Annotated in this window: 15 protein-coding genes; 13 read left to right on the top strand and 2 right to left on the bottom strand. The window is 31.6% G+C overall.

Annotated elements, in window-relative coordinates:
• Window positions 1-18 precede the first annotated feature (18 nt).
• Window positions 19-408, top strand: coding sequence for a c-type cytochrome (locus tag LW133_RS01860; protein WP_233075846.1), 390 nt, complete (start codon window positions 19-21; stop codon window positions 406-408).
• On the opposite strand, the gene LW133_RS01855 is transcribed toward LW133_RS01860, so the two are convergent.
• A complete protein-coding gene (locus tag LW133_RS01855) occupies window positions 374-637 on the bottom strand; it encodes a hypothetical protein (protein WP_233075845.1) in 264 nt (87 codons plus the stop codon). The two genes, LW133_RS01860 and LW133_RS01855, sit on opposite strands and share 35 nt — an antisense overlap.
• 110 nt (window positions 638-747) lie before the next feature.
• Entirely contained in the window at window positions 748-1,419 is a 672-nt protein-coding gene (locus LW133_RS01850; RefSeq protein ID WP_233075844.1) for a hypothetical protein, read from the bottom strand.
• 98 nt (window positions 1,420-1,517) lie between these two features.
• On the opposite strand from LW133_RS01850, the gene ribD reads away from it, so the two are divergent.
• The 12 genes from ribD (at window position 1,518) to LW133_RS01790 (ending at window position 12,290) form a co-directional block, all read left to right on the top strand.
• A complete protein-coding gene (ribD, locus tag LW133_RS01845) occupies window positions 1,518-2,531 on the top strand; it encodes a bifunctional diaminohydroxyphosphoribosylaminopyrimidine deaminase/5-amino-6-(5-phosphoribosylamino)uracil reductase RibD (RefSeq protein ID WP_233075843.1) in 1,014 nt (337 codons plus the stop codon).
• Window positions 2,513-3,277: a tRNA1(Val) (adenine(37)-N6)-methyltransferase gene (locus LW133_RS01840; protein WP_233075841.1), complete on the top strand. Its 765-nt coding sequence runs from the start codon at window positions 2,513-2,515 to the stop codon at window positions 3,275-3,277. The genes ribD and LW133_RS01840 overlap by 19 nt, the downstream gene beginning before the upstream one ends.
• On the top strand, window positions 3,255-5,663 hold the full coding sequence (locus tag LW133_RS01835) for a heavy metal translocating P-type ATPase (protein WP_233075836.1): 2,409 nt from the start codon (window positions 3,255-3,257) through the stop codon (window positions 5,661-5,663). Before LW133_RS01840 ends, LW133_RS01835 begins: the two co-directional genes overlap by 23 nt.
• 106 nt (window positions 5,664-5,769) lie before the next feature.
• The gene (locus tag LW133_RS01830; RefSeq protein ID WP_233075833.1) at window positions 5,770-6,723 is read left to right on the top strand and encodes a chemotaxis protein; all 954 of its coding nucleotides are present in this window, start codon (window positions 5,770-5,772) and stop codon (window positions 6,721-6,723) included.
• Between the two features lie 3 nt (window positions 6,724-6,726).
• Entirely contained in the window at window positions 6,727-8,469 is a 1,743-nt protein-coding gene (gene aspS / locus LW133_RS01825; protein WP_233075829.1) for an aspartate--tRNA ligase, read from the top strand.
• An 11-nt stretch (window positions 8,470-8,480) separates the two neighbouring features.
• Window positions 8,481-9,047 (top strand): adenylate kinase, encoded by a 567-nt coding sequence (locus tag LW133_RS01820; protein WP_233037363.1) that lies wholly within the window; start codon window positions 8,481-8,483, stop codon window positions 9,045-9,047.
• A 9-nt stretch (window positions 9,048-9,056) separates the two neighbouring features.
• Complete coding sequence (ppa, locus tag LW133_RS01815) at window positions 9,057-9,578, top strand: inorganic diphosphatase (protein ID WP_233075828.1); 522 nt, start codon at window positions 9,057-9,059, stop codon at window positions 9,576-9,578.
• Window positions 9,579-10,004, top strand: a complete 426-nt coding sequence (locus LW133_RS01810; protein WP_233075827.1) for a trehalose-6-phosphate synthase — start codon at window positions 9,579-9,581, stop codon at window positions 10,002-10,004.
• 413 nt (window positions 10,005-10,417) lie between these two features.
• On the top strand, window positions 10,418-11,350 hold the full coding sequence (locus LW133_RS01805) for an outer membrane beta-barrel protein (RefSeq protein ID WP_233075826.1): 933 nt from the start codon (window positions 10,418-10,420) through the stop codon (window positions 11,348-11,350).
• 57 nt (window positions 11,351-11,407) lie between these two features.
• Window positions 11,408-11,743: a Fic family protein gene (locus LW133_RS01800; RefSeq protein WP_233075825.1), complete on the top strand. Its 336-nt coding sequence runs from the start codon at window positions 11,408-11,410 to the stop codon at window positions 11,741-11,743.
• Window positions 11,744-11,796: 53 nt separating this feature from the next.
• Window positions 11,797-12,150 carry a Fic family protein gene (locus LW133_RS01795; RefSeq protein ID WP_233075823.1) on the top strand — a complete coding sequence of 118 codons (354 nt, stop codon included), beginning with the start codon at window positions 11,797-11,799 and terminating at the stop codon, window positions 12,148-12,150.
• 2 nt (window positions 12,151-12,152) lie between these two features.
• The gene (locus tag LW133_RS01790; protein WP_233075819.1) at window positions 12,153-12,290 is read left to right on the top strand and encodes a hypothetical protein; all 138 of its coding nucleotides are present in this window, start codon (window positions 12,153-12,155) and stop codon (window positions 12,288-12,290) included.
• Window positions 12,291-12,378: the final 88 nt, after the last annotated feature.

The following is a 12,378-nucleotide window of genomic DNA, read 5'->3' as shown; positions in this document are numbered from 1 at the left end:
AAAATCACAGGATGAAAAATGAACAAAAATCTTATATTCTTAATTTTTTCTCTCCTTTTTGCAAAAGAAGAAAGTTTTATCACAATCGAAGAATATGGAAAAGAGCTTTATAAAAACCCTAGAGGCATTGGGTGCATACATTGTCATGGTGAAAATGGGAAAGGAAAAATAATTGCAAAGTATAAACACAAAAATATCGCAAAAAACCTCATAGGTCCTGATATTACAAAACTTGATTTTAAAACATTTAAAGAAAAAACTTTAATCGACAAAGGCGTTATGCCAAAATACTATCTCACAGATACAGAACTGCAAGCAATTTTTAGCTTTTTGCATTCTCCACTAAATTCCCAAAAAAATAACAAAAATAAAACTATTTTGAAAAATCAGAAGAACGCGGAGAATTAAAGAAGTTTTGATGCATTTTTTCTTGTAAAAAAATACTTTTATTCAGCGTATCTTCAGAAAGATTTACATGGCAATTTATACAAGAACTAATCATTTTATGCGAGGCTTTTAGTTCTTGATTTTGCAACTTTTTTGCATCATGACAGGCAAAACAATCCTGACCACAGGTATCCCCCATATTAATTCCTGCCATTTTTTCTGGAGTATGGCAAGTCTTACACTTTAGCATTGCACTATGTCTTGTGTCGTTTTGATAATCAATTTTATAATGACAACTCGCACAATCTCCACTGCACGAGAAAAGCTTAAAGCAAAAAAGTAAAACTAAGGTTAAAAATCTCATATACTAAAATCATAAAATGTGAAACTTATCATAAACCCCACATGATTAATTACAGGATGATTAAATTTTTTAGCATCTGCTGCCTTAACGAGATAAAATGGCGTACCTGCACGCAATGAAAAATCTACTCCAAATCCCTTAGCCACATTTACAAATAACCCTACTGTCCCTACTCCACCATGCATGTTATATTGTGCTGTATCTGTAGGAAAACTCAAATGCTGTATTTGATAGCCAAAACTCGCATGAGGAATCAACCAACCATTTAATAAACGTGCAGAAACACGCGCACCAACAGAAAGGAAAAAAGTCTGTCCTGCCGCACCATCTAAATATCCCCCCACCATTAACATTTTATTTTTTAGTCCAATCCATCCTCGCTCAATACCAAAATATACACTATTTAATTGCTGTTTGCTATCAAAAGTATGTGATGTTTGTGTGTTGGTAATTTTTGATCCATTCTGATATTGATAAGCATATCCTATTCTAAAAGTACCATACACATTCCCTTCTACCTCTGATGGCTGAAACACAGACTTCCAATACTCACTATTTTTCTGTTTTCCTGTGCTTGCAATTTCTTCCTCATCTTGTGCCTCTTGTGCAAAAACAAAAGCAACCAATCCTAAACAAAATAAAATTTTTTTTACCATAATTTCCAACACCTGATATTATTTTCATGTTATTTTATCATAGAGTTTGCTTTACCAAAATAAAATAAATCAAAAAAACATTATAATTTTAAGAAAATAATGGAAAGATTATGCTACATGATAAACTTTTAATGTCTTTATGTGTCAACAAAGCCTGGGAATCGCAAACCCTAACCCTACCAAATCCCGCGGTAGCAGCGATGGTTGTAGATCAAAATGGACAAATTCTCTCCTTAGCATCACATCAAAAAAGCGGTCTACCTCATGCAGAAGTTTTGGCACTCAAAGAGGCATATTTCGCACTTACAAATGACGAGCGTATCCAAAAAATTACAGATTCTAAAGCTTTACATGATTTTCTTAGCATAAATCATAATAAAATCTTTCATAACTGCAGTATTTATGTAACCCTTGAGCCCTGCACTCATTATGGCAAAACCCCACCTTGTGCAATACTATTAAAAACTTTATCCCCAAAAAGAGTGATCATTGGAGCATTAGAACATACACACAATAAAGGCGGAAAAGAAATTTTAAAAGCACAAAATATTGAAGTAGTTAGCGAAATTTGCAAAGAGCAGTGTCAAGATCTTTTATTTCCTTTCATACGCTATCAAAATCAAAAAAAATTTAATCTTTTTAAAATTGCACAACGTCTAAATGGAGATTATAAAAGTGGTGCTATCTCCTCCCATGAAGCAAGAATATTCACACATAAACAGCGCAGTATTAGCAATCAAATACTAATTAGCCAAAATACTCTTATTGCAGATGATCCACTTTTAGATTCTCGTTTTGCTACAGAACCTTTTTTGCAAAAACAACCCTGTATAGGAATTCTTACAAAAAATAAAGATTCTCTTGCTAAAACCTATAAAATTTTTGAAAACAAAAGAGAAGTATTACTTCATACACATACTCCTATCTTGCAAGAAGGATTTAACATTATTGAAGGAGGGTGGAAACTTTTTCAATCCTTTAAAGAACAAATTGATCTTTTACTTGTACACATCTCCCCTACTTTAAGAGAAAATGCCAACCAATATGGCTTTAGCTATAATGGCAAAATATTGCACCATCAGCGTATAGGAGAAGATGTAATCTTATGGATAAAAAACTCTTAAGACTTTATCAACTTGAAGATGGCTATTGTTATAATAGCGATAGCTTATTTCTCTATGATTTTGCTACATTGTTTTTAAAAAATAATACACAGATTCTAGATATAGGGTCTGGTAGCGGAATTTTGGGACTTTTGTGTGCAAGAGATTATTCCATTCAGCTTAACGCTATTGAAGCAGATCCACTCCAAGCTTTTTTATCCCAAAAAAATGCAATAAGCAATAAACTTCATGCAAATGTAATTTGTGGTGATTTTCTTCATACTTCTTTTACTCAAAAATTCCAAACTATTATCTCTAACCCTCCTTTTTATCGCGAAGGTATCTTAGATTCCAAAAATGATAGAATCAAAACTGCTAGAAATGCCAAATTCCTCCCTTTTGAACTTTTATGCAAAAAAGTAAAACAAATATTACATCCCAAAGGACATTTTATTTTTTGCTATGATGCAAAAGAATCTCACCATATTTTTCAAACTTTGCAAAATTATGGATTTAATACTGAAACCTCGCGTCTTGTTTATCCCAAGATTGACAAAAAAGCAACACTACTTTTAGTCCAAGCAAGAATCAACACAAAAAATAGCCTTAACTTTCTCCCTCCACTTATCACACACATAGGAGAAAAACAGACAGACAACTCACCAGAAGTTAAAGAAATTTATAAAAAATGCAATACCTATAGCATTAAAATCCACTCCACAAATATTATTTTGGAAGAAAAATATGCAAGCTTGCTCACATTGTAATCTCAAGTATCCCAAATCTTCGCTCAAAGAAATAAAACACAATGATAAAATATTATATTTTTGTTGCAATGGCTGTGAAGGGGTATATTTTCTTTTATTAGAAAACCATCTTGAAAGTTTCTATGAAAAACGCAATCACCACACCCTAACCCCCCCAAAAGATTTGCAAATTACAGATTTATCACACTTTGATTCCAAAGCCTTTGAAAAATATCTTTTTGAAGATTCTAAGGGACTTAAACAAGTTGCCCTAACCTTGGAAGGCATTCATTGCGTCGCTTGCACATGGCTTATCGAAAAAGCATTACAAAAGCTAGATGGAATCTATGATACATCTCTCAATTACACAAACAATAAATTAAAAATTGTCTTTGATTTACAAAAAATCCCCCTAAGTCAAATTATCAAAACCATTAGAATGCTTGGCTATGATGCTAATATTTATGATCCCAAAACCTCAGAAAACAAACACCAAAAACAAAGTCAAAAATACTATTTTGCACTCATCATTGCAATTTTTTGCACAATGAATATTATGTGGATTGCAGTAGCGCAATATGCAGGATATTTCTCTGATATTTCCACTTCAATGAAAAATGTTTTAAATCTCGCATCTTTTTTACTTGCCACTCCTGTTTTATTTTGGACAGGAAGATTTTTTTATATACAAGCATACTACCAACTCAAAAACAAAATCATTGGTATGGATTTGCTTGTAAGCACGGGGGCATTTCTCACTTATTTTTACTCAATTTATGCAAGTCTTACGCAAAGTGGAGAAACCTATTTTGAAGCCGTAAGCATGATTATCACTTTTGTTTTTTTTGGAAAGTTTTTAGAAATTAGAGCAAAAAAACATGCGGGAGACAATCTTGATAAATTAAGCCAAATACTCCCCACACAGCTCACCATTATCAAAAATAACCAAAAACAAACCCTCTCTCCACAAGAAGTAGAAATAGGTAGTATTATTGAAGTTTCTCCTAATGAAATTATCGCCATTGATGGAATCTTACTTTCTTCAGAAGCACTTTTAGATACACAAAATATTAGTGGTGAAATGCTCCCCAAACTCATCAAAAAAGATGATATCCTTACATCAGGAAGTATCAATACACAAAAAACTATCCGTTATCAAAGCACAAAAACCTATAATGATTCCACACTATTTCAACTTATCAATATTCTTGAAAATTCTCTTTCTAATAAACCTCAAATTCAAAACCTCGCCAACGCACTTTCAGAACATTTCTCTAGATTTGTATTATTAATCGCCCTACTTAGTTTTTGTGGATGGTATTTTATCGGGGAGCGTGATTTTGAATTTGCATTGATGATTGCAATTTCTGTTATTGTTATCTCCTGTCCATGTGCCCTAGCACTTGCCACTCCGATTGCTTCTATTGTTGGAATTTCAGAGGCATTTAAGCATAAAATTATTTTCAAAGAAACTAAGTTTTTAGAATCCATTGCACGTGCAAATTGTATCTTTTTTGACAAAACTGGCACCCTAACACTAGGAAAACCTCAAGTCATTCAAGTAAAAAAATTTTGTGATTTTGATGAAAATCTCTTAGCCTGCCTTTTAGATTCTAGCCATCATCCTATCGCAAAAAGCATCAAAAATTATCTAAATATCACTAAAAGCTTGGAATTACAAGACTCACAAGAGATACTAGGTAAAGGCATAATAGCAAAAAAAGACGGAAAAAAACTCATTGGTGGGAGTCTAAAATTTTTACAAGAAAATGGCATAAAAATCACAAATTTTGATCCTAAAAACTTTATCACCTTTGGATTTGGGATTGATAAAAAAATCTGCGCAATTTTTCTTCTTGAAGATGCTCTAAAACAAGATGCAAAAAACTTTATCCAGCAAATAAAAACCCTAATTCCTCAAGTCGTTTTACTAAGTGGTGACCATCAAAAAAGCGTGGAATTTGTCGCAAAAAATCTTGGTATCAAAGAATATTACCACAGCCTTTTGCCGCAAGATAAATTACAAATCTTACAAAAAAATAAAGAAAAAATCTCCATTATGGTTGGAGATGGAATCAACGATACCCTCGCACTAAAGCAAAGTAATATTGGAATTTCTTTCAGCACAAAAAATGATATTATTTCTCTAAATTCTGATATTATTTTACTAGACCAAAATCTAAAAAATTTGGAAAATACCCTTAAAATCTCTCACAAAACCTACAAGACTATCAAACAAAATATTTTTTTAAGTATTTTTTACAATCTTTTAATGATTCCCTTAGCAATTTGTGGATGGATTATCCCACTTTTTGCTGCATTAAGTATGAGTTTTAGTTCTCTGCTTGTAATTACAAATAGTCTACGAATAAAAAACTGGAAAAAAGATTCTAAAAATTTATCATAAAATGTTAGGATTAAGCCTTTAAATCAATTTTACTTAATTTATTAATGTCTAAATATCTTTGAAATTTTGGTAAAATCAGACAATAAAAATAAAACTGGACTAAAAAATGGCACACTCAAAGGATGATATTTTACACACCGAAAATGAAGCACAATTTTTGTGTTTTTTTGTAAATAATGTAGATAATAATTCTGACGCTCAACTTTATGGTATCAATGTTTTTAAAATTAGAGAAGTAATTTATCAAGAAAGCAACCTTACACTCACAGAAGGTAATGAAAATAGCATTATTTTAGGCTCGCTTACTGTCCGTGATGAAATCATTCCTATTATTGATGTAGGAAGGTGGTTGCATTACAATCCTAAGTTTCCAGAAAGAAATTTGCAAGATTTTTCTATCAATACTGAAAAAAGCCTTATAGTAGTATGTAGTTTTTCGCGTTGTACAATTGGAATAAAAATCGCACAAGTCAAACGCATTATCCAACGCAATTGGGAAAATATTCAAGCAGGTAGCGATAATGGGTTAAAAGAAGATAGTAAATTTATTGCTACTACTCGCTATGAAGATGGAAGCATTGTGCAAATTTTAGATGCGGAAAAAATGCTCTATGACGCTTTCACTCTATTTGATGAAAGAGATGAATTTCAATTACAAACCTTGCAAAAAATCAATAGCAATAAAACTATATTGATTGCTGAAGATTCTAGAAGTGCCACCAAATCCCTAAAAATTATTTTAGAAAAAATTGGTCTTAGATATCTTACTTTTGAAAATGGTAACACAATTTTACAATACCTAGAAAACTGCGAAAATCCTGAAGAAATTGCTGCTATAATCACAGATTTGGAAATGCCTGTTTTATCGGGATTTAAAGTTTTAAAACAAGTCAAAAATAATGAAAAATTTTGTCATATTCCTGTAATTATCAATTCCTCTATGCATAATGATGCAAATTTAGATGCAGCAAAAGCTTTTGGAGCATTTGGCTTTGTTTCCAAATCTGAACCTAGTGAAATTTATACATATCTTAAATTAATTTTAGAAGAAAAGGAGTGAGCGTTGTTAAGAACACATTTATGCGCACAATTAAATGAAAACCATATTGGTGAGAATGTAGAACTAGCAGGATGGTGCAATACATACAGAGACCATGGAGGAGTTGTTTTTATAGACCTTCGTGATAAGAGTGGATTAATTCAGCTTGTATGCGATCCTACTTCCCCTGCCTATAATCTTGCTTCGAGTGTAAGAGATGAATATGTGCTAATTGCCAAAGGAGTGGTGCGTGCTAGAGGCGAAGGACTACAAAACCCCAAACTCAAAACTGGAAAAATTGAAATTGTTGTCAATGAACTCATTATTGAAAACCAAAGCAAAACTCCACCAATTAGCATAGGTGATGAGAATATAGGCGAGGATTTAAAACTAAAATACCGCTATCTTGATCTTAGATCTAAAAAATCTTTTGATACTTTCAAAACGCGTTCTGATATTTACAAAATCATAAGAGACACTTTTCACGCACTTGATTTTATCGAAGTAGAAACCCCGATTCTCACAAAAGCCACTCCAGAAGGTGCAAGAGACTATCTTATTCCTAGTCGCGTACATGATGGAGAATTTTTTGCACTTCCACAAAGTCCGCAAATTTTTAAACAACTCTTAATGGTGAGTGGTTTTGATCGTTATTTTCAAATTGCAAAATGTTTTAGAGATGAAGACTTGCGTGCAGATAGACAGCCAGAATTTAGTCAAATTGATGTGGAAATGAGTTTCTGCAATCAAGAAGATGTAATGCAAGTAGCCGAACAACTCATTAAAAATATTTTTGCTAGTAAAAATATAGATGTCAAAATACCTTTTAGACGCATGGATTATATGGAAGCCATGGAAAAATATGGCTCAGATAAGCCAGATTTGCGTTTTGATATGCCGCTCATTGAAATTAGTGATTTAATGCAAGATTCTAGCAACGAAATTTTCAAAAATATTGCTCTAGATACCAAAAAAAATCGTTTCAAAGCCCTTGTGGTTAAAAATGGAGATAATTTTTTTAGTAGAAAAACATTAAGTGAAGCAGAAGAATTTGTAAGAAAATTTGGTGCACAAGGCCTTGCATATTTACAAATCAAAGAAGAAGGACCCAAAGGGCCTCTTACAAAATTTATCAGCGAAAAAAACCTTCCACTTATTTTAGAGCGTCTCAATACGCAAGTTGGAGATATTGTATTCTTTGGTGCAGGTGCAAAGCAAGTTGTATGGGATTATATGGGGAGATTGCGTCTAAAAATCGCGCAAGATCTTAATCTTATCCAATCTAATATTTATGAATTCTTATGGGTAGTTGATTTTCCAATGTTTGAAAAAAATGATGGTAAAATTTCTGCACTACACCATCCTTTTACAATGCCAAAAGATATCGATAATCCTGATATTGAGAGCATAAAATCCATTGCCTATGATGTCGTATTAAATGGCGTAGAACTTGGCGGAGGAAGTATTAGAATCCATAAACAAGAAACACAAGCAAAAGTCTTTGAACTACTTGGAATTACAAAAGAAGAAGCGAATGATAAATTTGGCTTCTTGCTTGAAGCACTAAGATTTGGTGCGCCACCTCATGGGGGATTTGCTATTGGATTAGATCGTCTTATAATGCTACTCACACAAGCTAATAGCATTCGCGATGTGATTGCATTCCCAAAAACTCAAAAAGCTACTTGTCCTCTTACTAGCGCACCTAGCAGTGTCAATGAAGAGCAATTAAGAGAGCTTCATATTCGATTAAGAAATATCAAATAAAAAGGATTAATATGAAAAAACTATTTTTAATTATTGGTGCACCAGGTAGCGGAAAAACTACAGATGCAGAACTAATTGCAAAAGACCATAGTGATACAATTGTGCATTACTCTACAGGAGATTTATTGCGTGCAGAAACTGCTAAAGGAAGCCAAAGAGGTAAGCTTATTGAAAGTTTTACATCAAAAGGAAATCTTGTACCACTTGAAATTGTAGTAGACACAATTGTATCTGCAATTAGTCATGCGCCAAAAGATATAATTTTAATTGATGGTTATCCTAGAAGTATTGAACAAATGGAAGCATTTGATAAAGTATTAAAAGAACAAGATTCTATTGAACTTGTAAGCGTTATTGAAGTAGAAGTGAGCGAAGAAGTGGCAAGACAAAGAGTTTTGGGGCGCGCTAGAGGTGCTGATGATAACGACGAAGTTTTTAATAATCGCATGAAAGTTTTCTTAGAACCACTTTCTGCTATTCAAAAATTTTATGCAGAAAAATTACAAAAAATCAATGGAGAACGCTCTATTGAAGAGATCGTTTCTGAAATGAAAAATTTTATTCAATCAAAAATCTAAGGAGTAATTATGCAACTAGAAAAAATTGAAATTGGGGAAAATCCAGAGAAAGTTAATGTAGTTATCGAGATTCCCTATATGTCAAATATTAAATACGAAATTGACAAAGATAGCGGTGCAATAGTAGTAGATCGTGTAATGTATAGCGCAATGTTCTATCCAGCAAATTATGGTTTTGTACCAAACACACTAAGTAATGACGGCGATCCTGCCGATGTCTTGGTACTTAATGAATATCCTTTGCAAGCAGGTAGCGTGATAAAATGTCGCTTAATTGGGGTGCTAATCATGGAAGATGAAAGCGGAATTGATGAAAAATTACTTGCAATTCCTGTAAGTAAAATCGATCCACGCTATGACAATATTAAAACTCTAGATGATCTACCAAAAATCACTTTAGATCGTATTAAAAATTTCTTTGAAACTTATAAAATGCTCGAACCAAATAAGTGGGTAAAAGTCAAAAATTACGAAGGCAAAGAAAAAGCAACTGAAATCTTAGATGCTGCAATTAAGGCTTATAAAAAATAAATGTATTTTACCCTTTTATGCATACACCTCATTTGTGCAGTTTGCTTTGTGGGGTATGTGTTTTTTGATGCTTGTATTTACATTATTGCTTACAAAAAACTTGATAAAAAACAATGCGATCATATCAAACACACCTACACAAAAAATGGCGGTGGTATCATATTTGGGATTTTATTTTTATTTTTGCTTATTAGTGGTGGACTACTCCTTAGTTATCAAATAGCCAATCTTTCCTCTTATCCTTTTGTAATATTTTTAAGTATTAAACTTTTTTTAGTTCTACTTATTTTTATATTAACGCTTTTTGCAATCATACGCATAAAATTTTTTCAAAAACCCGACCCATTTCGAGGAAAATCTCACTTAATTGCTTTTATCCTCTCTTTATTTATTATCATTCTAGCCAAAGCAATGCAAATTTATTAACCACAAACTTATCTAAAAAAATCTATCTTTCTTTAAAAATCCCAAAAATATTTTTTCATATCTCTACACAATAAATTTTTACCTCACAATAAATAAAATTAAACCCCTAAACACTTTACTTTATAACTTTTTTATGATACAATCCCGTTGTAAAAAGATTTATTAAGTGGCTAAAATAAGGAGTTTTATGGTTCTCCGCGGGGTAACTGCCTAGCATCCCCTCAAAACCATGCTTTTAACACTAGGGTTTTAGTATACAGATTCTTCATAATACTTTTTTTGAAAGTTTTTATCTTATATAAACTACTTTATAGAATACAAGAATCACGATAAGTTAAAAATAGAACTATATCAATAAAAATTAAGTTATGCTTATCAATTTTAATTTATAAAAACAAAAGAGAGGTAAAAAGATGCAAAATACTTTAGTATATGGTAGCATAACCCTAGCCTTAACAAACTTCATGTTTGCAGAAAATATAGATAATGAAATTCAAAGATTAGAAAATAAACCCCTAGAATTAAAGCAAAGAAATCAACAACTCTCTTCAGACTTAGAAGCAGGAAAAGTAACTGACAATAAAATACAAAAAGATTCACTTCAAGCAAAAAAAGTTAAAGTAAAAGACAAAAATGGCTTCTTTTTGGGGATAGAAGCAGTCTTGGGAAGTAGTAGTTATACAAGATATACGACAGAGGCTTTATATAATTCTGCCTTTAATTATTCCAGTAGATCTACTACTTTTGATGGTGGTTTATTACTTGGGTATCAATGGTATTTTGGAGAAACACAAAAACATGGATTAAAGCTCTCAGGTCATCTTTATAGTGGTTTTGGAAGGGGGTATAACAAATCAAATAAAACCCATGTTTCAATTCACGATTCTGGTGGATACCATTTGTATGCAGGTATAAATCATACCCTTATTCCTATTAAAGTTGGATTTGATATTAAATATCTTTGGGATTTTTTAGAAAAAAAGAATCATATTTTAGGGCTTAATGTGGGTTTAGGATATGAGTTTAGTTATTATATTAGCAATTTTAATGTTAAAAGAGGTTTATTTCATAAAGAAACACCAATTATAAGTCGCGACATATGGGAACCTACTCCATCAAGTCTTATCAATCAAGAAATTTATCCCACCATTGGATTACATTATAATTATAAACATCATCAAATGGAATTAAATTATCGTTTTGGTGGAATTTTAAGAATACATAATAGTAGAACTCTATTAAAAGAAAAAGCTCAAGAACCAGATGGTCTTAGAGTTTATGACCTTGCAAGATTTAGCTTTCTTACTCAAAGTTATATTGCTTTAAATTATGCTTATCGGTTTTAGTTTATAAGGGAGAAAAATAAATACTAAAAGCATTGTGTGATTTTTAAGGATAAAGCCTTGCTACTTAAAGCTTTAAAAAACGAAGAGTATTTAAAAGATTTAACGATTAGAATGGCACATCATAGCACTGCTATTGAAGGCAATACTCTTACTCAAGAGCAAACTGCAAGTATTATTCTTGATAATTTTATTTCTCACCAAACAAGTGAAAGGGAATTTTTTGAGGTAAGAAATTATCGTTTTATAATTCCTAAGATTTTAGAATTTTGTGAGAAAAACCTAGAAGAAGAAAAAAGTATTGATATCTATCAGATTAAAGAATTGCATAACATTATTATGGATAATTTAATTGAGAATAAAGGACAATTAAAACGATTCCAAACCTCATTATAGAAGCAGATTTTGAAACAAGTAAGCCCTATCTTATTCCCACTCATTTGCAAGAAATGCTAAATAACCTAGATTATCAAATTAAACAATCTAAAAATAATGATGAAATATTAGAAGCTATCTTACAATCTCATTTTCATTTTGAAAGAATCCACCCTTTTAGTGATGGCAATGGAAGAGTGGGAAGACTTTTAATGTTTTATTTTTGTATAGAAAATCAAATTACACCCTTTGTAATACAAAAAATACAAAAGCCTTTGCATGTTTCAATTCTAAGAGAAAATAATTTAAATAAATTTAAAGAACTCGCTAAAACTCAACAAGAAGTTGAAGAAGAGCGTATGGAGATTTTTTTAAATCAACATCAGCAAGAAAATTTAAAACAACAAAAACAAAAAATAAAAAGATGATTATGATAAATCAAAACAAGCAAGAGAGATTATACTCCAAAGACAGACTTGATAGCTTTGGAAGCATTGAAAGTCATCAAGCAAATTTAATTTTAATCAAAGAGATTACAGACAAGATTATAGAAATTATGATTTTTTGAATATGTTATTAAGAGATTTATATAAAGATGAAGAAATGGGAACAATTAGGGTGGAAACAGCATGATACAAAAAGAGTTTATAAAAGCA

This window comes from Helicobacter anatolicus (assembly GCF_021300615.1).
Classification (GTDB): Bacteria; Campylobacterota; Campylobacteria; order Campylobacterales; family Helicobacteraceae; genus Helicobacter_H; species Helicobacter_H anatolicus.
The sequence above is the reverse complement of the archived record's forward strand: the minus strand, read 5'-3'. Positions and strand labels throughout refer to the sequence as shown.